The following is a 26220-nucleotide window of genomic DNA, read 5'->3' as shown; positions in this document are numbered from 1 at the left end:
TTATTCCTTTATTTATCTCTTAGAAAACAAGCTGGACTTTTGCTGCCTGGGTTTTATCACCGGCGAAACGTAGCGCCTCTTCCAGGTCAGTGAAGAGATATTCAGCACTCAGTAAAGGCAGTGGATTGATAACGCCATTCGCCAGCCATGACACTGCGGTATTAAATTCGCTGGTAAAACGGAAAGAGCCTTTGAGTGAAATCTCCTTACCAATCAACGTCATCATTGGGAATTCTGCCATCGCGCCTCCCATCCCTACCTGCACCATTACGCCGCGTGCACGAGTGACCTCCAGACAGGTATTCACTGATGAAGGATGACCGGACACTTCAAAGCTGACATCGAAATAGCCTTTTTCCGCTTTCCAGTGATCCATATCGTCGTTTTGTGGGTTTACGAGCACATCCGCCCCCATCTCTTTGGCCAGCAAAAGGGAACGGGGACTCACATCAGCACAGACAATTTCCGCGGCCCCCAGTGTTTTCACTGCACTGACAATCAGGCAGCCAATGGGCCCAACACCGGAAATAAATACTCGCTTGCCCTGTAACTCGCCGGCCTGATGTGCGGCATGAATCGCGACGGCTAAAGGTTCGGCAAAAGCCATAACCTTTTCGTCAGCTTTGGCCGGATAAGGGGCACATTGCGACGTTTCGACCATTTTATAACGGGTAAAACCACCATCAACATGAGGGAAATACATGGCACTGCCAAAAAAACGCATATCTGTACACTGATTCTCGTTATGTTCAATGCAGTATTTGCAGTGACCGCACGGTTTAGACGGATTAATGGCTACCGTTTGCCCTTCATGTAATTCTGATGAGTCGCTATGAATAACTTTACCGATAACTTCATGACCTAACACCATCGGTGCCTTTATCATGAAATTACCTACTTTTCCTTCCTGATAATAATGTAAATCGGAACCGCAAATTCCACCTCGGGTTATTTGTACTAATGTTCCATTATTATTCCAATCTATCGTCTGCTCGGTAACGGCAACAGTTTTCTTGCCCGCAACAACGCAGGACTGTGTTTTCACTTGCATAAATTCCTCACTGGTCAGGTAGACACCTCGGAAGCATTTAAGCGGTTTTAATTGTCATTATTTGTGATGAAGATCACGTCAGAAAATTGTTACATTATTATGTTACGCATAACGTGATGTGCCTTGTAATTCTTATCAGCAGAAATAAAAAAACGTGAAATTATTATGCCACCAGGCGTAGTATCGCAGCAGGTAAGATGATTCAGGAGATTTTAAATGGCGGGTGAAAGCTTTATTTTGATGGGCGTTTCAGGGAGTGGTAAAACATTAATTGGTAGCAAGGTTGCCACGTTATTATCTGCTAAATTTATTGATGGTGACGATCTTCATCCAGCCAAAAATATAGATAAAATGTCGCAGGGTATTCCATTATCTGATGAAGATCGACTTCCCTGGCTGGAACGCTTAAATGATGCTTCATACAGTCTTTATAAAAAGAATGAAACAGGATTTATTGTCTGTTCATCATTAAAAAAACAGTATCGTGATATTTTACGCAAGGGTAGCCCCCATGTTCATTTCCTCTGGTTAGATGGCGACTATGAAACTATTCTCGCGCGAATGCAGCGGCGGGCTGGGCATTTTATGCCGGTAGCGTTACTAAAAAGTCAGTTTGAGGCGCTGGAGCGTCCACAAGCAGATGAACAGGATATTGTGCGCATTGATATCAACCATGATATTGCCAATGTCACCGAACAATGTCGGCAGGCCGTGCTGGCGATACGACAAGACAGAATATGTGCGAAAGGGGGCAGCGCCTCAGATCAGCGCTGCGAATGATTTTCAAAAATCGGCTTTCAGAACCACGCGGTAACGCGCCTTACCGTTGCGCACATGCTGGATGGCGTCGTTTATTTTCGACATCGGGAACAGTTCGGTGGTCGGCGCAACCTTGCTGCGGGCCGCAAAGCGCATCAGCTTACGAAGCTCATAAGGTGTGCCGGTTGCTGAACCAGAGACGCTGCGGTCGCCCGCAATTAACGTAAAGGCCGGAACAGACAGCGGCGTGAGGACCGCACCGACGGTGTGGAAATTACCGCCATACGTCAGCGCCTCAAAATAAGGCTGCCAGTCGAGGCTGACGTTGACGGTGTTGATAATGAGATCGAACTGCCCCGCAAGTGTTTTCAGTGCCTGCGGATCGCGGCTATTCACCACTTTATCGGCACCCATCGCCAGTACTTCCTGCTCTTTCGCAGGATTCGAACTAAAGGCTGTCACCTCGCATCCCATTGCGTGCAGAAGTTTTATAGCGATATGCCCCAGCCCGCCAATACCAATTACCCCAACGCGGCTGGTAGCAGTGATATGGTGCATCAACAGTGGTTTAAAGACCGTGATACCGCCGCACAACAGCGGCCCGGCGGACTCGATATCAATATTTTCTGGCAGTGGAATCACCCATTGCCAGTCCGCACGCAACTTCTCGGCAAAGCCACCGCGATTCATAATCGTCGGCACCGCACCTTGCTCGCAGTTGATCTGATTACCGCTAATACAGGCGTCGCAGTGACCACAGCTACGCGCCGTCCAGCCAATCCCGACACGCTGACCGACCTGCAAACCTTTATCCTGCGCGGCGCTCCCGAGCGCCACCACGCGCCCAATCACCTCATGCCCGGCAACCAGCGGATATTGTGAAAATCCCCATTCGTTATCGATCATTGACAGATCGGAATGACAGATCCCGCAGTAATCCACCTGCACTTCAACATCTTGTGGCTTCAGCTCACCGGGATCGTACTCATAAACTTCCAGTTCGCCGCCCGCTTCTTTTGCGGCATAGCTTTTTATCATCGACATTTTTTGGTCCTTCTCGGGTGTTGTCTGGGAAGTGTAGAGCATGGCAGGGCGGGGTGCCTGGAGTGTGACAAAGGTTACACATCGCTGTATGCAATGCTGAAAATTTCAGCACTTAGCGAGGTGCGAGCAAGCTGGCGCTTGCATGGTGGCGTGCGACAGGTATAATCCACAACGTTTTCCGCATACCTCTTCAGTGCCGAAGTGGCGAAATCGGTAGACGCAGTTGATTCAAAATCAACCGTAGAAATACGTGCCGGTTCGAGTCCGGCCTTCGGCACCACATCGTATGCAAATCGAGTCGCTCAAGGGCGGCTTTTTTTGTGCCTGGAATCCAGTATTTACCTATCATTCCCGCTATATTAACTCTCTCAAGGCGAACCAACTTCAACGTACATCTACCAACAGATGATGGTATTTCCGTTTCGAAAATGCTTGTACCTAGAGGCAGGGGATAAGCAATACAAACTGACCGATGGCAGCGGAATGCACCTGCTTGTTCCTCTTAATGGTTCTGAGTATTAGCGTTTGCAGTACCGTTTTGCAGGTAAGCAGATCAGTTTAGTAAACGATCTTTTCAGATATAATCTGGTGATAATTTACTCTGCAAAAACAGGACGTAATATTGAATAGCTCTGAAGACGATTTGCTTGAAGTGGCGTGGTATTTGTCGAAGTACGGAAAATCTCAACCACCCGCAGGACTGGGTGTTCAGAAATGGAAAGAGGCTTTTGCCTTGTTTTATCCTCGATTTGGAGCGGGCAAAACTGCCAGTGAGTTTCACAATAGTCTGAAAAATAGTCGTGACCGTTTTGATTCCTGGCTTAGTGATGTACGTGTCGGCTGGCTTGACGAGCAGGGCGCTCCTGCTGCGCTTTCTCATTCAGCGCAGCGTGTGTATCAGCGAATGAGTGTGCTTTCAGACAGTGCGATTGAGCAGCGCGTTCTTTCGTTAATATCTTCTGCTGGAGATGAACAGGCACAACGAGACTGTCTTGCTATTCAGCAGGATAAAAGTATTGAAGATACCGTACGCGAGCAGCTGATTGCGGCACGGCTGGGGCAAGGTACCTTTCGGAAAAATTGTCTCATGTTGTATCCGGCATGCCCTGTTACGGGAACGACTTTTGCACCTTTACTGCGTGCCAGCCATATAAAGCCGTGGGCTGCCTGCGAGAATGGAAATGAACGTCTTGATCCTTTTAATGGAATTATATTGGCTGCGCATATTGATATTCTATTCGATCAGGGATGGATTTCGTTTGAGAACGATGGGCATTTATTAATTAGTAAGGCGCTGGATATTAGCGTTAAAGAGCAATGTTTGTTGCCGGAGAAAATAAAGGCGTTTTCTGTTGAATCGTATTGTTATCTGGAGTGGCATCGGAAGAATTTACTGAGATAATTAAGTTTTGACGAGAATGCCTTTGATATAGGATGTCGCGATTCGTTTGGTAAGGGGAAAGTTACAAAATGAAGATGGTAAAAATATATTCAACAGGAGGTTGTGATGCTGCAACACGTGAAGGTTCGGCGGAAATTGTGCTGGAATGCGAAGGAAAAATAAAATATCTGACTTTCTCCTACAGTGATACGACCGCAAATAGATGCATTCTCCATGGCTTAATTGATGGTGTGAATTGTTTGAAGAAACCCTGTAACGTTGAATTAATCAGTTCATGTGAGCTCGGTGTGAAGAAAGCGCAGAAAGGAAAGGGAGTTAATGTTGATTTGCACCAGGAATTATGTGGAATCTTGATAAAGAAAGAATGTGAATATTCTTTTTCTGTCATGCATGGTGAAGGCGACATTTTGAATGCTTTTATTCGCAAGCATCGGACAAAACGATAGCTGGCGCGCCTACATACAGAACCATCTTCGACAGCGATATTTTCTGAACTTACAGGCTCCAATATTGCACTGAACGCTGTCCAGCAGGGCTCACGGGCTTTCGGGGCGTGCTGCGCAGCCGGTAATCCTTTGCTGCTTCGGTTATAAAGCTTTTATGTGCCATGCAACATGATATGGTCGTTTTCTGAACTCCGTATAACCTGAGTATTTGTATCGAAGCGTGAACAAAACATTGCAGCCAGCCTTTCAACGTGGACAATAGTTATCCATACGGTGATTTTATATTCGATAAATCAATGGATTTCATTGAGTCATAGGACTGGTAATGGATGAAAATGCTTTAGGGTTTGCCTCATACTGGCGCAACTCGCTTGCAGATGCTGAGTCAGGAAAGGGCAGTTTTGAACGGAAAGACGCCAAAAATTTCACTCACTGGCATGGGATAGCGGCGGGACGTCTTGACGAAGCGATTGTCAGTAAATTTTTTGAGGGAGAAAAAGACGATGTCGAAACGGTCGATGTCGTCTTGCGCCCAAAAGTTTATTTTCGGTTACTGCAGCATGGTAAGGACCGTTCCGCAGGCGCACCTGATATTGTTACCCCGCTAGTGACGCCAGCCTTGCTAAGCCGTGAGGGTTTTTTATATCCGACGCCAGCGACCTCCATTCCCAGAGACCTGCTTGAACCTTTGCCAAAAGGAGCATTTTCGATTGGTGATATTGGGCAGTATGACAAATACAAGACAATCCATACCTCGTTCTCTATCAACTTTGATGACAGCATTGATAAGACTGCCGAAACGGATGAAGAACGGGAAGCACGATATGCAGCCTTGCAGCAGGAGTGGCGTCAATATCTGGATGATTCAGAGAGGCTGCTGAAGAATGTTGCCGGCGACTGGATTAAAAATCCTGAGCAATATGTACTCGCTGAGCACGGTTATATTGTTAAAACGGCGCAATCTGGCGGTGCCAGTTTCCATATCCTTTCTCTTTATGATCACCTGCTTGTTTGCAAGAAGGATGTGCCGCTCTTCAATCGCTTCGCCTCGCGAGAGGTTCATGCTGCAGAGTCTTTGCTGGCCCCAGGAGCAAAATTCAGCGACAGGCTTGGACACTCCGGAGATAAGTTTCCGCTGGCAAAGGCTCAGCGCGATGCCTTAAGCCATTTTCTGGATGCAAGACATGGCGATATCCTTGCTGTTAATGGACCTCCGGGAACCGGAAAAACCACGCTGGTGCTTTCTATCATCGCCACGCAGTGGGCCAGAGCAGCTCTCGAAAAATCTGAGCCTCCGGTTATTATCGCGACTTCAACGAATAACCAGGCTGTAACGAACATTATTGAGGCATTCGGGAAAGACTTTTCGCAAGGTTCAGGTGCGATGGCCGGACGATGGTTGCCAGAGCTGAAAAGCTTCGGCGCTTATTTTCCCTCAAGCACTCGTAAAGCTGAGGCAGCCAAAAAATATCAAACTGAAGATTTCTTCACCCAGGTTGAGTCAAAAGAGTATGTAGAGGATGCACTGCTGTTTTATCTGGAGAAGGCTAAGGCAGCCTTTCCTGAAAAAGAGTGTTCATCCCCTGAAAAGATCATTGAACTCCTGCATGGTCAGTTGGCAGCAAAATCCGAGCAACTGATAAGACTGAACGCAACATGGCAAATGTTAAGCCAGATTCGGGCTGCGCGTGAGCTTATTGCTAATGATATTGAGCAATATCTCGATAATTTAAATAAATTACTTTCCGGACAAGAACAAAAAGTCACTCTACTGAAGAGTGCTAAAACGGAATGGAAAAAATATCGCGCCGGTGAATCACTGATCTATTCATTATTTTCCTGGCTCCCGGCGGTTCGCAATAAGCGACAGTACCAAATACAGCTGTTTCTCGAAGATAAATTAGGCGCGCTGATTGCAGGAAATCAGTGGTCTGATCCTGAAACTATCGAACGTAATATTGATGGGCTGCTCAATTCCGCTGAGCGCGAGCAAACAACATACCGGCAGCAGATTGACTCCGCCCATGAAATCGTTCTTAAAGAACAGCAGGCGGTTCAGGAGTGGCAGAGGCTGGCATTTGATTTAGGGTATGAGGGCGACGAGGAACTGAGCTTCTCACAGGCCGATGAACTGGCTGATACGCAGATTCGCTTCCCTGCATTTTTACTGACGACTCACTACTGGGAAGGTCGTTGGCTGATGGATATGGCCAGAATTGATGATCTGCAGGAAGAGAAGAAGAAACAAGGCGCTAAAGGGGTAACCGCCCGTTGGCAACGTCGAATGAAACTCACTCCATGTGTGGTGATGACATGCTATATGCTGCCCGGCAATATGCAGATAAGTGAGCACAAAGGACAACGTAAATTCGAGAAAAGTTATTTGTATGATTTTGCCGATTTACTCATTGTCGATGAAGCCGGGCAGGTGCTTCCTGAAGTGGCTGCTGCCTCGTTTGCATTAGCTAAGAAGGCATTAGTGATTGGCGATACGGAGCAGATCCCGCCAATATGGAGTATTGCTCCCGCGATTGATGTCGGTAACATGCTGGCGGAAAAAATTCTGTCTGGCAGTACGCAAGAAGAGATTACCGAGAAATATACGGCAATCGCAGACCTTGGTAAAAGTGCCGCATCTGGCAGCGTTATGAAAATAGCGCAGTTTGCTTCGCGCTATCAATATGATCCCGAACTGGCTCGTGGTATGTACCTATATGAACACCGCCGGTGCTTCGATAATATTATTGGATACTGTAATACGCTCTGCTATCACGGTAAGTTGTTGCCTAAAAGAGGGCGTGAAGAGAGCAATTTAATGCCCGCAATGGGTTATCTCCATATTGATGGTAAAGGAGAGCAGGCAAGTAGTGGAAGTAGATATAATTTGCTTGAGGCTGAAACGATAGCGGCCTGGTTGGCAGAGAACCAGCAAAATATTGAAGCGCATTACGGCAAATCGCTTCATGAAGTTGTCGGTATCGTGACGCCTTTTAGCGCGCAGGTATCCACTATAAAACAGGCGCTGGGTAAACAAGGTATCAGTACGGGCGCGAATGAAAAGTCGCTCACAGTGGGCACCGTGCACTCTCTTCAGGGAGCGGAAAGAGCGATTGTTATATTCTCGCCAGTCTATTCAAAACATGAAGACGGCGGGTTTATTGATAGCGATAACAGCATGCTGAATGTTGCAGTCTCCCGTGCGAAGGATAGCTTCCTGGTCTTCGGCGATATGGATCTGTTTGAGATCCAGGCTCCCTCATCTCCGCGAGGATTGCTGGCAAAATATCTCTTTGAGTTCGAGAAGAATGCGCTCTCTTTTGATTATAAAGAGCGTAAGGATTTAAAAACTTCCGAGACCAAAATCTACACACTTCATGGTGTGGAGCAGCATGATAACTTCCTGAATCAGACGTTTGAAAATACCGATAAACACATCACGATAGTTTCTCCATGGCTGACCTGGCAAAAGCTGGAGCAAACGGGTTTTCTTGATTCCATGATTGCGGCGTGTTCACGTGGTATTAACGTCACGATAGTCACTGACAGAAGCTACAACACTGAACATAAAGATTTTGAGAAGCGAAAAGAGAAGCAGCAGAACCTTAAAGCGGCGCTGGAGAAACTGAATGCGCTGGGTATTGCTACAAAGCTGGTAAACCGTGTTCATAGCAAAATTGTTATTGGTGATGATGGTTTGCTATGCGTGGGATCGTTCAACTGGTTTAGTGCGACACGGGAAGCGCGATATGAACGATACGATACATCGATGGTTTACTCTGGTGATAACCTGAAAGGTGAGATTGAGGCTATTTATAATAGTCTTGATAGGCGTCAGGTTTAGAACAGACATTTTGATTAGCCATCTTATCGGTGTTTTTCCCCTGGATAAGGTGGCTGAATGGAATGATCACGTCCCGGTATAACGATGAAGTATTTTCAGAAGGAATTATTGTGGCGACTAAGATGTGGATGATCCGCGGTGATGGCGGAAAATTGTACGACGACTTCAGAGACAAACAGGTTGTTGCAATTGGTTGGTCGCAGCTCGCTCCCTATGTGAAACCTGGATGCTCAAGAGAGCAGTTGTTTACCCGGTATCAGGAGCTTGAGCCACAGACTAAGCCAGGCACAGTTCGTTCTGGAGCTTCTCAGGTCTGGCGCTTTGTGAATGAAATGCAGAAAGGCGACTGGGCTATCACTTATTCACCTTCTAATCGGACCTATTTAATAGGGAAAATAGCGTCAGATTTTGAGTTTCATGCCGAGTGGCTTGAAGATGGCATGGGCATCGCCCGTAAAGTGAAGTGGAATGCGGAAGAGATTAAGCGCGATAGTCTGAGTGATGCAACTAGAAACACCCTTGGTTCAACGCTGACAGTTTTTCAGGTGCCTGATTTTGCTGTGAATGAATTAGTGCAGGGCAATAAGCCTGTCTCAGATATCGTGCCGGAAGTACCTGTTTCAGGTGAAGAGGATGAGGTCGTTTCTAATCCTCTGCGCGACATGGAAATGATCGCTTTTGAAGGCATCAAGGATCGTATCAACCGTCTCGACTGGGATGAGATGCAGAATCTGGTCGCTGGCGTGTTACGCAGCATGGGATATAAAACTCAGGTATCGCCTGCGGGTGCTGACCGTGGGAAAGACATCATTGCTTCGCCTGACGGATTTGGGTTTGAAAATCCGCGCATTATTGTTGAGGTGAAGCACCGGCGGGAACAGATGAGCAGCCAGCAAATCCGTAGCTTTATCGGTGGCCGCCATAAAGACGATCGCGGGCTGTATGTCAGTACCGGCGGATTCAGCAAGGATGCGCGTTATGAGGCCGATCGTTCTACAATCCCGTTGACGCTATGGACGCTGGATGATTTGGTACGCGCGTTAGTTGAAAACTATGAGCAAGTGGATATAGAGACTAAGCTATTGGTGCCGCTTAAGAAAACGTATTTGCCAGCATGAATTTGCAACGCCTATTTTTGTATTTACAGGCGTTGCTGTAACTACAGCAGGAGCCCATTAATTTCGTCCCCAAGTAACAGCGCTCTGGCAAGATTAAATTGCACCATTTCTCAACGCCTATTGAGATATTGCCAATAATGACAGCACAAAAATCGGGCAGTATGCCCGACTGTGATATGGCAAATTATCGGGACATTCTTTGCTTGATTAGCCCGAAGAACATTTCCCAGAGATGTTCCGACATACCTTCATTGGTCAATAGTTCGTCTCGTGAAGTTCCTCGACTGAAGCCTCCCATCAGAGCACGAAAACCAAGAGTCTGGCCGTTATCAGCAAGGCTTAGAGTTTCGTTAATACTGTTTCGAACAACATTATCCTGGCTATAACAGATATCTCCCATTCCATGATGTTGATTGCCTCGCCAGATGCCACATTGGCCGACCTTACTGCCATTGATATACACGGCACAGGTGAATGAATCTGTATCAAGCCGATTAAAATCGATATCTAATCCGGGGTGGCGCTTTTTGAGTTCATCTAACGAATTTTCAAAATAGCGGGCAACATATTCAAAGCCCTCACGTCTGGCACGATCTTTATCCAGATCGGTAAATTTCTTGGGTAGAGTAAGGTTGCTTGAACGCGGTGTAAAAACGGAATCTACTCCCTGAAAGATCGGATTCGCCGGAGCCGGTGAAGGGATATGTATGGTTTGCTGTGGTTTTTTGGCTTCCATCCGGGCAATGGCACGCGAGACAGCCTCGACGACCTGAACGTAGCCTTCATCGTGGGTGGCAAACTTAGTGATGGGTTTACCGTCGATAGTCGCCGCCATAATGCTGCCGAATTCTAACTGATGCCATGCACAGTCTCTTAAAATTACCGGAATGACCACTGCCTCGCCCCGGTTATGCCGTTCCAGTGCGTTTTTCATCTCTACCTGATAGCAGTAATCAGAAGCAATAAAGTCACTGCTGATCAGGATCAGGATGATATCTGCTTGCGAAAAATAGTGGTCGATCTGACGTTCGAACTCCTGACCAGGAACGATGCGGCGATCGTGCCATGTTGTGATCTTCCCGGTTCGCTTCAGCGGGGAGAGATGCTTCTCAAGTTCATTGCGTAGTGCTTCATCTGCATGGGAATAGGAAAAAACGAGAGTGGTTATAGCGCGTAAGATGCTCCGATGGAGAAATGAGGAAATGCCGCCATTTTGCGCCAATAAGGGTAAAAGAGTAATCCCCTATTACCACAAGGTATTGATGCGGAAATCAGCCCTTCAACTTGGTATCATTCTGATGCCAGAGTATTATCTCTGGCAATTTCCTTGATTTAAGCAACTTGGGTAAAGGCGTCATACATATTGAACGCTCAGGTGGTTGTGGAATCGCTTTACTTGCTTTTTTACTGTGAAATCCATGAGTTGCTGAGAGTTCAAGCACTGCAGGATCGAAAAGAGACAACAATGACACTGATTAACCTAAAAGATCTCGAGGCCCATCTATGGCATGCAGCCCATATTATTACAGGGCCCATTGATGCGTCAGATTACAAAACGTACATTTTCCCCATCCTGTTCTTCAAGCGCATTTGTGACGTGTATGACGAAGAATTTGCCGATGCGATGGAGAGCATTGGGGATGCAGAGCTTGCCAAGGGCAAGATGTTTCACCGTATTCAGATACCTGAAAATTGCCACTGGCGCGATGTTTTCGCTGAGACCAAGGACATCGGTCAGGCTTTAAAAGAGTCCTTCCGTGGTATAGAACTGGCAAACCCTAAACTGCATGGCATTTTTGGCGATGCCAGCTGGACCAATAAAGAACGCCTTTCTGATGAGTTACTGGCTACGTTACTCAATCACTTCAATAAGGTGAACCTTGGCGTTTCTAGTGTCCGTGACGATGATATGGGGCGCGCATACGAGTATCTGATCAAACGCTTTGCAGACAAAGCCAATAAGAAAGCCGGTGAGTTCTATACCCCACGAACTATCGTTCGTTTGATGGTTAACATTCTTGATCCAAAAGCCGGTGAGAGTGTCTACGATCCCGCCTGTGGTACCGGTGGTATGCTGCTTGAGACCATCCACCATGTAAAAGAAAATGGTGGTGATCCGCGTTTACTAAAAATCAAGGGTCAGGAAAAGAACTTAACGACGGAAGCTATTGCGCGTATGAATCTGTTCCTGCATGGACAGGAAGATTTCGATATTGTCCGAGGGGATACTTTACGCGAACCTAAATTTTTAAAAAGCGATCGTTTAGAAACCTTTGACTGCGTTGTTGCCAACCCACCATTTAGCTTAAAAGAATGGGGATACGATCTGTGGTCGAACGATCCCTATGGCCGTAAGCAATATGGCCTGGCGCCTAAAACAAATGGTGATTTTGCCTGGGTGCAGCATATGTTTGCTTCACTTAACGACAATGGACGTATGGCAGTCGTATTACCTCATGGTGTGCTGTTTCGTGGCGGCGCAGAGGGGGCAATTCGAACCAAATTACTGCAAGAGAATCGCATTGTGGCGATTATTGGTGTTGCTTCCAACCTGTTCTATGGGACTGGGATTCCTGCGTGTATTTTGGTGCTGCGTAAATCACGTCCGGCCGCGCATAAAGATCATGTATTGATCATCAATGCTGAAGAAATCTATACCAAGGGACGTGCGCAGAATACGCTGTCCAACAAGCAGGCCGATGAAATATACCAAATCTATCATGACCAGGCGCAACAAGGGCCAGATGCAAAAGAAATCGAAGGCGTTGCACGCTGGGTTTCTCTGAAGGAGATTGAAGAAAATGACTTCAATCTAAATATTGCTCGTTATGTGCAAAAGCCACTCGAAGAAGAAACCATCACTGTGGAAGAGGCGCTCAAAGATTTTCAACGGAAGCTGGCTGAGCTGGAAAAAGCAGAAGAGGAGCTGGAGGCCCTGCTTATCAAAGAAGGTTTCGAGGTATGAGTACTATGAGTAATAAAAAGCTGGAAGAGCTGCTCTGGGGAGCCGCCGAATTTCTTCGTGGCCAAATTGACGCATCAGACTACAAGCAGTATATCTTCCCGTTGCTGTTTTACAAACGCCTGTCAGATGTCTATCTGGAAGAATATAACGAAGCGCTGGAACTCCATGAAGGTGATGCTGAATATGCCGCCATGCCGATGTTTCACCGTTTCAACATTCCCTCTGAAGCCAGTTGGGAAAAGGTACGCAATACCAGTAAAAACATTGGTGAAGCGATCCAGAATGCGCTTCGACTAATTGAAGCCAATAATCCGCGTTTACATGGCGTCTTCGGTGATGCGCAGTGGACCAATAAAGAGCGCCTGCCCGATCATCTGCTGGCTGATCTGATTGAACATTTCAGTCAAATTCCGCTAGGCATTAAATCTGTCGCTCAGGATGATCTTGGTGAGGCCTACGAATACCTGATTAAAAAGTTCGCTGATGATTCCGGTCATACGGCAGCAGAGTTCTACACCAACCGAACAGTCGTGCATTTAATGACGCGCATTATGGGCTTAAAACCGGGTGAAACCGCCTATGATCCAACGTGTGGCACAGGTGGGATGTTGCTAAATGCAGTGATGGATCTGCGTGCTAGAGGGGAAGAGTGGCGCTCTGTGCACCTTTATGGTCAGGAAGTGAACCTGCTGACATCCGCAATCGCCCGTATGAATATGTTCCTGCACGATATTGAAGAGTTTGATGTGCTGCGTGGTGATACTTTGGCTGAGCCAAAGTTTATTGAAAACGATCGGCTCAAGCAGTTTGATGTGATTTTTGCCAACCCACCGTACTCCATTAAAAAATGGAATCGTGACAAGTTTGCTGCTGATCCGTATGGTCGAAATCTTTATGGTGTCCCACCGCAGGGCTGCGCTGATTATGCTTTTTATACCCATATAATTAAAAGTTTAAAACCCGATACCGGTCGTGCTGCTATGCTCTGGCCACACGGTGTGCTGTTCCGTGATTCTGAGCAGGCCATTCGTAAACAGGTGATTGAATCGGACATTATTGAAGCGGTGATTGGTTTGGGACCAAATCTGTTTTATAACTCGCCGATGGAATCTTGTGTGGTGGTGCTTAATTGCAATAAACCTGCCGAACGCAAAAATAAAGTGTTATTTATCAACGGGGTTGAGCATGTTACCCGTGAACGCGCTCATAGTCGCTTATCCGATGAGGATTTGGAGGTATTATGCGAGGCTTATTTTAATCCGGAGAAAAAAAACGATATAACCTCTTTAGTGAATATTGAAGCTATTAAAGAAAACCTTTATAACCTTTCAATTCCACTGTATGTGCAAGCACAAAACAACGCTGAAGTACATAATATTGAACATGCGATTGAAGCGTGGAAAGTAAGCCGTACTCAGTTGAAAAAGCAAACTAATAAATTATTCCAGAGCCTTGCAGAGCTTGGATATAACGTTGAAAGCAAGGTGGAGCAGTAAATGACAGAACAGCAATTACCTGAAGGCTGGCAAATGGTGAAGTTTGGCGATATCGCTAAACATATCTCTAAACGAGTGGAACCGAGCGAGACAGACCTTGAAATTTATGTCGGTTTGGAGCATTTAGACCCTGACAGCCTGAAAATCAAACGTCATGGTACACCCAGTGACGTTGAAGGGCAGAAGCTTTTAGTGAAAAAAGGCCAGATTATTTTTGGTAAGCGTCGTGCTTATCAACGTAAAGTCGCGGTAGCAGATTGGGATTGTATCTGTTCGGCTCATGCCATGGTTCTGGAGGCAAATTCAAATACTGTAATACCTGAGTTTTTACCCTTTATTATGCAGTCTGATACTTTCATGAATCGTGCAGTAGCAATTTCGGAGGGGTCATTGTCTCCAACGATAAAATGGAAAGTTTTAAGTCAGCAGGAATTTATTATTCCTGAAATGGATCTGCAAGTTGATTTTTTAAATTCTTTAAAAAAAATCGAACAAGTATTACATTGTGCAAATGAGACTGAAAGGTCTGCATTAAATTTATTTCAAAGATTAATTGATCGGTTGACTACATTTGATCGAAAAGAAAAACTGCCATTTGGATATAACAAAGTTAGATTGAAGGATGTATCAAATATTAATTTTGACTTGTTAAGTAATGATGCCAATAAAAATAAGCTGATTAGGTATATAGATATATCTTCAGTGACTTTTCCTGGTTTTGTCGATACTCCTAAAGAATACCATTTCGCTGAAGCCCCCAGCCGAGCTCGGCGTATTCTTAAGGAAAAAGATATTGTTGTTAGCACTGTTAGACCCAATCATAGAGCTACGTTTTATGTGTCTGAAATATTGAATGATTCAATAGCATCAACAGGTTTTACTGTTCTAAGGGCAAAAAATGATTTGTCCGATTTTATTTATTATTTCACTTTGTCGAAGCAATTCACTTATTCATTAACCAATTTGGCAGTTGGTACAAGTTTCCCGGCTGTTAATGATGCCGATGTACATTCTCAGAAGATGGTTATACCACCATCAAGAGAGCTTGGGAAATATAAGGATATATTACATTTAGCCGAAAACAGTTATAGAGAAGCTAAATCAAGGCTTCAAAAAATTCGTAAACTCAAGTCCAGTTATTTGAATATTCTTCTGAGGGGACAATAAATTGTTTAACGAACAAACCGTCACAGAAAATGGAATTATCGACCGTTTAAAAGGTTTAAGCGGAGTCAAGTGGACTTACTGCCACGGTGAAAACCTGCCTAAACAAGCGCAGGATATCTTCGTTGATGAGTGGCTAAAAGACGCGCTTTGTTCGTTAAACCCTGATATCGGCAGACAGCCTGACTATGCCGATGAGGTCATTTACAAACTGCGAGGAGTGGTTTTAGAAGCCCGCCATACCGGCTTGGTAAAGGCCAATGAAAACTTCCAGGAATGGTTGATGGCCGACAAAACCTTGCCTTTTGGTAAGAATGGCGACCATATCACCATCAATCTGATTGATTTTGACAATATAGAGAACAACCACTTTGTGGTGGCGCAGCAGGTTCGCTATATCGCGGCCACTGAAGTCTATTTTGATATTGTTCTTTATGTGAACGGCATACCGCTAGTAGTGGGCGAAGTTAAAACCGCAACACGCCCCAGCGTGACCTGGCAAGACGGTGCTGCCGATTTCATGGGTGGCAAAAAGTACTACTGGAAAAATGTTGAATCTTTCTTTGTACCTAACTTGCTGTGCTTTGCCAGCGAAGGAAAAACCTTTGCCTATGGTGCCATTAATGCCAGAGTTAAAGACTGGGGGCCCTGGCATAATACTGAGCTTCGTGATGAAATTCTGCCGGGATTAGCATCGGTACTCAACAGCTGTGAGAGTTTGTTAAATCCACAAACCTTATTGCAGTTACTTGAATCTTTTGCATTATTTTCAACCGTCAAAACGGGCAAAAATACTCCACCTAAACGCGTTAAAATCCTGCCGCGTTATCCGCAATTTGAAGCTGCAAAACAAATTGTTGAGCGTGTTCGCAGAGGCTATCCAAAAAAAGGTCTTATTTGGCATTTCCAGGGATCGGGTAAATCCTTGTTGATGCTTTACGCCGCCAAAATGCTACGTGCCGATAATGCGTTAAAAAACCCGACGGTACTTATCGTTGTGGACCGGCGAGATCTGGACAGCCAAATTAACGAGACCTTTGGCGGAGCCGACGTTAAGAATCTGATTAAAGTGCAAAGCTGCAAAAAGTTGGGTGAATACATAGAACAAGACAGCCGTGGCATTTTAATCACCACCATCTTTAAATTTAAAGATATCGAAATTGACGATAGCAACCCTAATGGCCTGAACAACCGGGACAATATCATTGTGTTGGTTGACGAAGCTCACCGTACACAGGAAGGGGGATTAGGCGAGAAAATGCGCTGGGCGTTGCCCAATGCCCACTTCTATGGCCTGACTGGTACTCCGATTTCTGGCATTGATCGTAATACGTTCAAATTGTTCGGTGCCGAAGAAGATCCAGGTCGCTATATGAGCCGCTATAGCTATAAGCAGTCGATCCGGGATGGCGCAACTAACCCGGTGAAGTTCGAACCTCGGCTGGCTGAACTCCGAGTGGATCGTGATGCCATCAATGAAGAGTTCGAGCAACTGGCTACCGAAAACAACCTGGATGAAGAAGAAAAAGCAGCATTGTCCAGGCGTGCAGGCAAGCTGGCAATCATGCTGAAATCCCCTAGGCGTATGGCTGCGGTGAGTAATGATATTGCTGAGCATTTTACCAACCATGTTATGCCGAAAAAGATGAAAGGCATGGTTGTGGTATACGATCGCGAAGCCTGTGTGCAGATGTATTATTTGCTCGGTGAAAAGCTTGGTTTTGATGCGGTTGAAGTGGTTATGAACGTTGACCAGGCTCCGGTTAAAGTTGAAGAGGGTGGCAAAAAAGACAAGCTCAACAAGGATTGGCTTAAATGGCATGATGAGTTGGAGCTGCCAGTCAAACAAGTCGATTTTGAACGCTGGCAGCACATTGATGCCGAAGAACAGGTGCAAAAGGATCTGATTGAATGCTTTAAAGATCCTGAACATCCATTACAGCTTATTATCGTAACCGCCAAGCTGCTTACGGGTTTTGATGCCCCGATTTGCTACTGCATGTACCTCGATAAGCCTCTACGCGATCATACTCTTCTTCAGGCCATGTGCCGAACCAACCGGTTGTACGAAACCGATACTGTACGCAAGGACATGGGATTAATTATCGACTACCTCGGCGTTTTCGAAAATCTGCGTACCGCTCTGGCCTATAACCCTGAAGAAATTGAAGGAGTTGTAGAGGGAATTGAGGCATTTAAAGAGCTATTGCCGTTACAACTGAATAAATGTTTGTCCTTCTTCCCTGGTGTGGATCGGTCCATAGCTGGTTTTGAAGGTATTATGGCCGCGCAGGAATGCCTGCCGACCAACGAGAAACGCGATGAATTCGCTGCCAGCTTTGGTGTGTTATCCAAGTTATGGTCAGCTATCAACCCAGATCCTTTTTTGACCTCTTATCGTCAGGACTATAAATGGCTGGCGCAAATTTATGAATCGGTGCGTCCGGTAGGGCAGACAGGTGCGCTTGTTTGGGCTGCCCTTGGCCCCGAAACAATCAAGATGATCCATGAGCATACTGATATCAATCGTATTCGCGATGATATTGACGAGTTGGTTATGGACGAGCACGCTATTTTTACCCTGACCGCTAAAGAGCAGGAACAACGTGCCAAACGCCTGGAGATTGATCTTATGGGACGTTTGCGCGGCAGTCATGATCCTAAATTTGTGGCATTGGGCGAGCGCCTTGAAAAACTGCGTCAGGACTATGAAGCTGGTGTTATCAAGGCCATTGACTGGTTGAAAGGCCTGTTGGATGCAGCGAAAGATACCGTTCAAGCCGAGCGCGAAACGGGCGAGCGCCCAGTAACTGAAGCTGATAATAAACAGGCGTTGACTAAGCTTTTCCTCGAAACACGTCCGGAAACTACCCCTAAGTTAATCGGTGATGTTGTAGAGCAAATTGATAAAATTGTGAAAGCTACCCGCTTTGATGGCTGGCAAAATTCCAACAGTGGCCCGCGCGAAATCCAAAAGGCGCTTTTACTGACCTTGGCCCAGTTTGGACTAGGGAAAGATAAAGAGTTGTTCCAGAAGGCGTATGGGTATATTGAGGAGCATTATTAATAGTAGCTTCAGCAGTACAGATATTGCAACTTACTTGCAACCAGTAGCAGGGTGTTTTATGGACACCCTGCTATTGTGATCTATTCTATTAAAAGACCTTTATACAAATTCTCTTTAAGTTCTCGCTTATCATTCATTATTTTTTCAATGAGCTTATTATATTGTTCAAGGGTATTATCTAACTCATCAAGCCACATATTTAATTTATGCTGGGTCGTTAAAGGTGGAATGCTAATTTCTACATTTTTTATTTGTGTTGTGGTTAAATATTGTTGAGCGGTACCAACGGCGAGCTTTCTTAAGTTTAAAGTAGATAATAACTTTGCAAGGTAGGGTGTTAAAACTTTATTTGGTAAATAATTCTTAATAATTAATGAGTTATTTGTCACCCAAATATCACCTTGAACATACCGAACGTTTCCGCAAAGAGCTCCGACCTTACCAATAATAATATTTTCACCATTTACCATTGCCTCATTGTTATATCCAATAACTCCATTTCCACCGTATACAGGAATTGGTCCAGTGGGTAACAGCCTGTTTTTTTGTAATAAATTTCCGGATTTTACTATTGCAATATTTCCAACTTTAAGTCTCTCAAATTCATATTCATGCGAATGATTTTTTATTGTTGACTCTAAGATTGCTATTTTTTCTCTTAATAAAGACAACTCTGTTAGTAATAATTCATTATTACGTATTGTCTGTTCAATGTTAACTATAGAATCACTAAGAAACTCATATGAGTTTCGCTCTTTATCTTTTAAGAGTAAGTTATAAGATGAAGGTGTATCACTAATATTGATAATCCAGGAGTGTTCAGTTATTGTTCTATTTTTTGCTGACTCTAAAAAATCTATAAAATCATCGAATTTTATAATATTTGTACGTGAGTATTTTTCACCATTATTTAAATTGTAGAAAAATATTCTATCTGTTGGGCCAGGATTACTTATAAAAAGAATACATAATTTTACTGCAGTGTAAGGAAGCAATGCACCTGACGGTATAGATAAAATACAATCTAAATTATAATTTTGGAAGATCTTATCTTTAAGAGTGATGCACTCTTTACTCACATCATATAAAAAACGCTCTGGTAATATTATGGCTGCTTTGCCATTAACAGCGAGAGAGTCAATAACATGCTCCAGGAAGTAATAGTCTAGATTAGGTCCTTTATAATGTGTGTCAATATGAATATTATCCCAACCGCTCTTTTTCCCAAATGGTGGGTTAGTTAAAATAAAGTCATATTTTGTATTCTTATAATTTATATCTAAGCTATCTTTTAGTATTATTTCAAAATTAAATTCTTTATTGATTAAAAGGTTAACAATTGAGATTAGACAGGCAAATGATGATGTGTCATTACCAATAAGGGAATAATTTAAATTTAAGTTTTTGTTTAAACTGTTGCCTTTAATATATCGTGCTGACTCTATTAATAAACCCCCAGTTCCACATGCGGGGTCGTAGATTGATGTGCCATCTGTAGGTGATAACATTTCAACCATGAGCTGAACTAAAGCAGATGGAGTAACATATTCACCTGAACGACCCGATTCATTAACCATCCTAAGAATTAAAGATTGATAAGAATTTGCATATTGATAGAATTCTGTAAGTGAATGTATCTGCGAAATAGAATAATCTATATATTTAATTATTTCATGGTCATTGATGTTATTAATTAAAAAACCTATCTTACTCCTGAGCTTTTCAAGCATGTCGTGGTTTATATTTTTTATATCTATCGAGAAAATAAAACTTTCATATAGTTGCTGATAATAATATTTAATTTCATTAATGTTGTTGCTTGATATGTTTTTTATATCTGAAAATCTTTTATCATTTTCATAAAGATATAATTTTATATAATGTAAAAAAATAAATAATGAAATTAACTCTACTGCTTGTTCTGTATTCCTTATCGAACTCTTTTTCTTGATTAGTGTAAGTAGATCTTCAAATAAAGAGGTGTTCATTTTAATTTCTCCACCAAAAAATTGTACATGTTCACTATATCTTCACTGATCTCAGCAGGTGGTATAAGTTCTATATATGAGTAAAGTTTTGATATATCTAATCCTATACCATCAGAATCAATTATTTTTGTGATGCAATGTTTTACGTTAAGCCGGCTAATTGCTGAATTATCTCCAGGATCGTTTTCTTTTAAATAACTGTTAGCTGGCAGATCTCCATTGTTTATTTGCTCGATAAATCCATGATGGGACAATGCCGTATAAGATAGTAAGTAGTTTTTTATTTCTCTTCTTTTCCATGCAAGGAGATATATTTTATTTTTGTTTTTATTTTCTAACTTCGCTATATGTTTTGAATATTCACTTCCATTGACTTGAACTCCATCTTTCTGATAGGTAATTGGAGCCTCATCTTTGTCGCAGATCATGAATATTCTTTTGACTTTTTTATCAGTATTTACATTTAAAAGCGAATTAATCCACTCTATTTTTGGTTTTGCGAACTCTTGATTTAAATTATCGTAACCAGAGGACTGTTTTATTGCATGGAGGCCATCTAACTTTGATACATCAAGTCCTTTTTTCTTTGCTAAGGCATAAAAAATAGTCCAATCATTATAATCATCCATCAATACTATGTTTTCTAGTTTACGACACACTTCGAACTGTACGTCTGATATTCTTGTCAAGACAGATAAACGTTCTATTATAGTTTTTATTTTATCATCTTCTTTTATTTTTCCTTTATCAACAATCTTTAAGTTTTTAAAATCATTATCAGTAGCTGTAATTGAGTCTAATAGATGGGTGGTTGTTATCGCATAACCATTAATACTATGTAGTCGATGCCATAAGAGCTCAATATTCTTGTAATGTAAATGGGAATCTATCTCATCTAATAAGAATAAAGTATTAGGACTATCAAAAATATCAAGCAGAGAGTATAAAAAGAGTACTTGATATTCCCCATCACTAATATCATTCAGTTCGATATTATTTTTAAACTCTAGCTGTAATGATGGTTTTATTATAAAGTAATCATTATCTGCTGCTTGAGTGAAAAATGTTATGATAGGATCAAAAAAGGAATCTTCTGCTTCCTCAAATGATGGATTGAAAAAATTTGAATGAGTTAGCAAGATCTCTTGAGCTTCAAGTGGAGACTCGAAATCATAATCAGCATTAACAATATTATTAATGAAACTTTCTAAAGTCCTATGATAAGCTGAATACCTTAAAGTATTTTCAATACCTTGTTCTTCTTGTGCTAATGCCATTTTTACTCGATTAACGTAAGCCGAATTTACTCGGACCGTCAATGTAAGCTTGCTTGATATATCATCATTTTTATCATCTGATACATCAATATAGCCTTTCTCACATAAAAAATTTCTAACAAGACCATTTGATTTACAAATTGTGGATATGAATATTAGTAACTTTGACCATGATTTATCGTAATAACAACAATCTAAGTTAAGACCTCTATTTGCTTGCCTTTCATGAGAAAGATAATCAGAGAAGTACGTTGAGTATTTCTCATTTTGTCCAGAAGAAAAACAAACAACCTTTGTTTCTGGTAGATATTTTTTTGTTAAACAGTTAATAAATACGGATTGTAAAATCGAGGACTTACCAGCACCATTTTCGCCAATTAAGGCCGTAACCTTTTCAAAAAAGACATTTTGCTCTCTGTCATATAAGGTGTTTTTTGGTAATATGATTTCCATTTTTATAGTTCCATTTTTTTAATTCTATGCACCTGACACTTTTAAAATTCTGCTACCTTTTAAACTGGGCCACTACAGTCTCGGCCAAATTATCTTCAACGCTGTTACGGTAGCAACGTGCTCTGCCCTACAAGAACATATAATAATCGTTCCTTCTGTACAAACAAATCATTGTGTAGTGATCAACTCATTTTGGCAACTACAGGGATTATTCTCGATACGTTACTTTCATGGACCTTCAGTCACAAAGAATACCATGATGCCCTCGAAGCTATCGAAATGTTGTGCACGAAAAATGAATCGACATAAATTCTCAAGTATACTCTTGATATTGCAGAGGTTCTTTATGATTGTGAATCTGGTGATAGCGATCGCCGACTACAGTACTGGATTAACATTCGCGAGATGTTCCTACGTCGCTGGGAACGGTTGGATATCCGTATGTTGTTGTTGGCACGCATGATGGAACAGCTCTACGCTTGTAAGGATATCGGTAGTACCCTCCCGACAGAAACCATACCAGCAAGCGTAACGTCTCCGTTGTATCGGAATCTCCGCGGGAAAAAGCGGGTGTTTTACAGTATTACAAAAATGCCACGCAACGTGGTAAAGACGCCTTATTGAAATTGTATCCAGCGCTATGAATTGAGCTCAACAATGATCGCGTTGCCATTGATGCGTTATTGGATGCTGCCAAAAAAGCAGATTACTTCATCTCCGTCAACGGCAGTTCAAAACATCAGGCCTTTTATACGGTTACCAATTGCCGTAAGGATATTATTTATCCGGCGGGGAAGGGGCTTCAAGCATAGTTGCTGCCTTTATTGCGAGTTGGCCTGATTGCACAAGGAATAGCGTGTACTATTCTTTGTGAAAATGTGACAAACGCAAAATTGCTTCTACAAACCTGTCAGAAATAATCCCCCGACGGGCTGCCGCGCTGAAATGACTGCTTCGCAGTGCCGTCGTCCAGTTCTCCGGTGACCGGTACGCTGAACCGTAATATCCCGTGCTTAAATCGTCCGGATCTTCATCAGGCGCGTTCGTCAGTCCTCTTTCACCTTGTTGCTGGAAGTCGACGAAAATAATATTGGCTAAAACATTATTTTGATAATTGCCATAAATCGCTTCATACGCATGAGGGAATTTTTCTTTCCAGTACCAGGTGGTATCGCCGCAAAACCACGGTGCGTCAGTAATATTATTAAGCTGAGAATGGTATTGTTTTAGATCCCTACGAAAGGCTTCAACCATATGATTAAAGTGTTGAGGGTGTGACGCGTAGTCACTGGTCATTAAGTCAAATTCGCCTTGCATCCAGCATACGCCGAGGAATTTGTTCTGCGGATTTTTTGCCAGTGCGGCTCGCGTTCTGCTGACTAAATCCTGGTATAGCGGAGTATCCGTTCCCCAACGACAAGCATCATGGCTGGCTCCGTGCCGTTCTGAATATGTCCCTTCGCTGCCTGCGGTAAAAGCCGATCCGCCACGGCAACACGGAACGATGAGAATCCCTGCATTATCAGGAATGAAGGGCAGTAATTTCCGTGCTATATGCAGTGCCTGGCCAACGGTGCCGTACTGTGTTTGATGATTCGTTGCCAGAGGATGGTGATAACCCTGCATATCCTGAACATCGTGTGGGCAGTGAGTCAGTGGAATAATGTCGTTAAAGTGACATGACGGGCCTCCGGGATGCGTATGCGCAAATCTCGCTAATTGTTTAATTCTGGAATGAGGCGCATCTTCCCTGTCCGGTAATGGCAGTCCTTCGCCATACGCCATGGCATTAGACTGACCAGCAACGGTAAGAACATAGTAATAATCGGGCGATATTATTGCGTTCATATAATTTTCGCGTAATACAAATGACAAATTGATAGCAGGGCCCCTTTACCGGGGCCCTGAAGCGTTAGTTTTGTACTGTGACTTTATTATCCTTCACAGAAATTAAAACTGAATCCGTCACCGCTTTGCCACCCGCAGTTTCACCGCCAATAATCAATAGACTATTATTCCAGGGCAATGATACTCCGTAGGCCCGACCTTGCGATAATTCGCCCGATTTATCCCATTTCCCGTTATGCCAAAGATGAATATCAGCGCTATATGATTTTTTCAGGCCTTCATGCGCATAGTTCTTACCGTTCTGGTAATTTTCTCGTGAACCTTTGAATCCAGCTCCTCCGGCAAATATAAGTGAGTCATTGCTCATGCCTGCAAAACCGCCAGCGACGCCATCTGGTGATGCGACGGGAGCAAGCTTATTCCATTTTAAATTATTACCGGTGAAATCAAGTTCAAATACGGCATCCGTTCGCAATCCTGGTTTGGCTTCGCCATTAATAAGCCAGGTTTTATCACCCTTATTCACAACCGCCGCACCAGCCGTCCCGTACCAGGGAGATTCGCCAGCGTAACTCCATTGCTGTGTTGAGGGATCAAAAGACAACAGAAACTTATTGAAGAAATAATCTTCTGCTTTTTTGTCAAAATAGTGGGCGTTGATTTTATCTATAGCGGTTGAATCTTTTCCAGCTTCGTTGAGATCTTCAAAATAGCCATTGAAGATATTCTGGTTAACACCGCCAGTAACATAAGCCTTGCCGTTGTGTACAAAAGTCACATGACCCGCCATGCCCATCGGCGCGTGCGACATCAATTTAACCCAGCTATTGGTTTTGGGGTTGTATTTGTGTACGTCATTAAATACCTGAGTCAAGCCCTCGCTGTTTTTGCCAATGCCGCCAAACACATACAGATTGCCATCAATAAATGCCGAGGTTGCTTGATCTCTCGGTTCACCAGGGAATGCAGCTAACGCTGTCCATTTTTTATCTTTGGCCTGTGTATCCAGCTTGTACCATGCTGTACCTGCGCTACCTAAACCAATGTAGACAGTGTCGTTATCAATTGCTCCGGTACCACTTTTAAATGGCACAGGAGTTTCCGGTAATACAGACGCGTTTGCGGCAAATGAAGCCATCATGATAGCAAGCGCCATTATTGTTTTATTCATTGTGACTGTCTCCTGTCTACTACAGTTTAAATGACACACCAATGCGATAACTGTTTTCCGATAAATTATCTCTGCCGTTGTAAACACCCTGGCGGTCAAGGTAGTCATATTCTATGTATGGCGTAATATCGGGCGTCATATGGTATTGTAGAACAAATGCATTTTCCGTCGCCCATTTCTTATGGTTTGCATAGCGATAATCGTTCTGTTTGCTGTATAGCGTCGTTTGCCATGCGAAGGTGAAATCACTATTAATATGGTAAGTGACATATCCATCCCAACGATGAACGTTATCACGAGACATATCACCGGATAAGTCTTGTTGTCGGTAAGCTTTCCAGTCGTAACGATAGCGAATGCCAAAATTAAGATCTTTTGTCGCGTCCCAGGACAGTTTTACGTAGGGTCCGTAGCGTGTGCCGTTGCTGCTAAAATGCGTTAACATTCCCGGGCGCACCGTCCATTGATCATCAAGTTTAATCGCGTAATTAACTTCAACCTGAACATCATTGAGTGCGGCATTTTCCTTTTTATTATCATGAATGGTATTCCAGGTATTACTTTCCATGCTTGCCCACCATCCATTTTGCCATCCCTCACTGACTTTGAGTCGAGTCTCATAGGCATGGCTTCCGCTACGATATCCACCACGTACGTCCAGTGTCGCAGCCTGAGAAATTAATGGTGACGAAAAGCACAGTAATAATACGCCAGAAAGTATTTTAGCCTTTTTCATAAATTTCACTCATTTGTAGGATACAGAAAGCAATACAAAGCCCGCATAAACAATTAGCATTTATGTTGTGTAATATTTTTTGCCAGGCTTATAGTGTCTTTGGCAACGAGTAGCTGTATTTTATATTTTTTGTATAAGGTCTCCTGTGAAAATTCTCTTTCCACATTATTTAAATAAACAGAGAGCCAGATTAAATACCTGAGTATAAAATCTATTCTGATGTTTAATTGATTTGAATGTTCGTAAGCTATATCACTTACTCAATTCATTTTACCCAGAGTCATAAAATAGAGTGTCTGTTGATCTCATTTTCATATTCCTTTCTGACTGAAGTGCGTTTTCATCACCCGATGAGAAAGAACTGAAGTGATGTTTGCCATAGATTACGAGATGC

17 protein-coding genes and 1 tRNA gene are annotated in these 26220 nt (G+C 43.3%); 10 read left to right on the top strand and 8 right to left on the bottom strand.

The window, feature by feature from the left end; all coding sequences use genetic code 11:
- Positions 1-19: 19 nt before the first annotated feature.
- On the bottom strand, positions 20-1051 hold the full coding sequence (gene idnD / locus ACJHYW_RS02810; protein WP_061092748.1) for an L-idonate 5-dehydrogenase: 1032 nt from the start codon (positions 1049-1051) through the stop codon (positions 20-22).
- Between the two features lie 216 nt (positions 1052-1267).
- On the opposite strand from idnD, the gene idnK reads away from it, so the two are divergent.
- A complete protein-coding gene (idnK, locus tag ACJHYW_RS02805) occupies positions 1268-1831 on the top strand; it encodes a gluconokinase (RefSeq protein WP_000896742.1) in 564 nt (187 codons plus the stop codon).
- 3 nt (positions 1832-1834) lie between these two features.
- On the opposite strand, the gene ahr is transcribed toward idnK, so the two are convergent.
- A complete protein-coding gene (ahr, locus tag ACJHYW_RS02800) occupies positions 1835-2854 on the bottom strand; it encodes an NADPH-dependent aldehyde reductase Ahr (RefSeq protein WP_001361370.1) in 1020 nt (339 codons plus the stop codon).
- Positions 2855-3049: 195 nt separating this feature from the next.
- Here ahr and ACJHYW_RS02795 point away from each other — a divergent pair.
- From ACJHYW_RS02795 to ACJHYW_RS02775, 5 genes are all read left to right on the top strand, one after another.
- A tRNA-Leu gene (locus ACJHYW_RS02795) sits at positions 3050-3134 on the top strand.
- 342 nt (positions 3135-3476) lie between these two features.
- Positions 3477-4256, top strand: coding sequence for an HNH endonuclease (locus tag ACJHYW_RS02790; RefSeq protein WP_001088803.1), 780 nt, complete (start codon positions 3477-3479; stop codon positions 4254-4256).
- A 68-nt stretch (positions 4257-4324) separates the two neighbouring features.
- On the top strand, positions 4325-4702 hold the full coding sequence (locus tag ACJHYW_RS02785; protein ID WP_000784767.1) for a hypothetical protein: 378 nt from the start codon (positions 4325-4327) through the stop codon (positions 4700-4702).
- Positions 4703-5027: 325 nt separating this feature from the next.
- Complete coding sequence (locus ACJHYW_RS02780; protein ID WP_000344088.1) at positions 5028-8543, top strand: AAA domain-containing protein; 3516 nt, start codon at positions 5028-5030, stop codon at positions 8541-8543.
- 128 nt (positions 8544-8671) lie between these two features.
- Positions 8672-9661: a restriction endonuclease gene (locus ACJHYW_RS02775; protein WP_086176906.1), complete on the top strand. Its 990-nt coding sequence runs from the start codon at positions 8672-8674 to the stop codon at positions 9659-9661.
- Positions 9662-9845: 184 nt separating this feature from the next.
- On the opposite strand, the gene ACJHYW_RS02770 is transcribed toward ACJHYW_RS02775, so the two are convergent.
- Positions 9846-10829 (bottom strand): toll/interleukin-1 receptor domain-containing protein, encoded by a 984-nt coding sequence (locus ACJHYW_RS02770; protein WP_024179470.1) that lies wholly within the window; start codon positions 10827-10829, stop codon positions 9846-9848.
- Between the two features lie 297 nt (positions 10830-11126).
- Between ACJHYW_RS02770 and ACJHYW_RS02765 the strand changes: the two genes are divergently transcribed.
- From ACJHYW_RS02765 to ACJHYW_RS02750, 4 genes are read left to right on the top strand one after another with little or no spacing between them, the layout of a single operon-like run.
- Complete coding sequence (locus tag ACJHYW_RS02765) at positions 11127-12626, top strand: class I SAM-dependent DNA methyltransferase (protein ID WP_061092747.1); 1500 nt, start codon at positions 11127-11129, stop codon at positions 12624-12626.
- 5 nt (positions 12627-12631) lie between these two features.
- Positions 12632-14122 (top strand): class I SAM-dependent DNA methyltransferase, encoded by a 1491-nt coding sequence (locus ACJHYW_RS02760; protein ID WP_197665280.1) that lies wholly within the window; start codon positions 12632-12634, stop codon positions 14120-14122.
- On the top strand, positions 14123-15289 hold the full coding sequence (locus ACJHYW_RS02755; RefSeq protein ID WP_072275279.1) for a restriction endonuclease subunit S: 1167 nt from the start codon (positions 14123-14125) through the stop codon (positions 15287-15289). It begins immediately after the preceding gene.
- Between the two features lies 1 nt (position 15290).
- Positions 15291-18353, top strand: coding sequence for a type I restriction endonuclease subunit R (locus tag ACJHYW_RS02750; RefSeq protein WP_061092745.1), 3063 nt, complete (start codon positions 15291-15293; stop codon positions 18351-18353).
- A gap of 80 nt (positions 18354-18433) precedes the next feature.
- Here the strand turns inward: ACJHYW_RS02750 and ACJHYW_RS02745 are convergent, their stop codons facing one another.
- From ACJHYW_RS02745 to nanC, 5 genes are all read right to left on the bottom strand, one after another.
- The gene (locus ACJHYW_RS02745; RefSeq protein WP_061092744.1) at positions 18434-20341 is read right to left on the bottom strand and encodes an N-6 DNA methylase; all 1908 of its coding nucleotides are present in this window, start codon (positions 20339-20341) and stop codon (positions 18434-18436) included.
- The gene (locus ACJHYW_RS02740) at positions 20338-22071 is read right to left on the bottom strand and encodes an AAA family ATPase (protein WP_061092743.1); all 1734 of its coding nucleotides are present in this window, start codon (positions 22069-22071) and stop codon (positions 20338-20340) included. The genes ACJHYW_RS02745 and ACJHYW_RS02740 overlap by 4 nt, the downstream gene beginning before the upstream one ends.
- An 861-nt stretch (positions 22072-22932) precedes the next feature.
- Positions 22933-23919 carry a sialate O-acetylesterase gene (locus ACJHYW_RS02735; RefSeq protein WP_061092742.1) on the bottom strand — a complete coding sequence of 329 codons (987 nt, stop codon included), beginning with the start codon at positions 23917-23919 and terminating at the stop codon, positions 22933-22935.
- Between the two features lie 64 nt (positions 23920-23983).
- Complete coding sequence (gene nanM, locus ACJHYW_RS02730) at positions 23984-25090, bottom strand: N-acetylneuraminate epimerase (RefSeq protein ID WP_061092741.1); 1107 nt, start codon at positions 25088-25090, stop codon at positions 23984-23986.
- A 19-nt stretch (positions 25091-25109) separates the two neighbouring features.
- A complete protein-coding gene (gene nanC / locus ACJHYW_RS02725; RefSeq protein ID WP_001295734.1) occupies positions 25110-25826 on the bottom strand; it encodes an N-acetylneuraminic acid outer membrane channel NanC in 717 nt (238 codons plus the stop codon).
- Between the last annotated feature and the right edge of the window lie 394 nt (positions 25827-26220).

Origin of the sequence: Escherichia sp. WS3063, assembly GCF_046486595.1 — a bacterium.
Classification (GTDB): domain Bacteria; phylum Pseudomonadota; class Gammaproteobacteria; order Enterobacterales; family Enterobacteriaceae; genus Escherichia; species Escherichia coli.
This window is presented reverse-complemented; position numbering and strand designations above follow the sequence as displayed.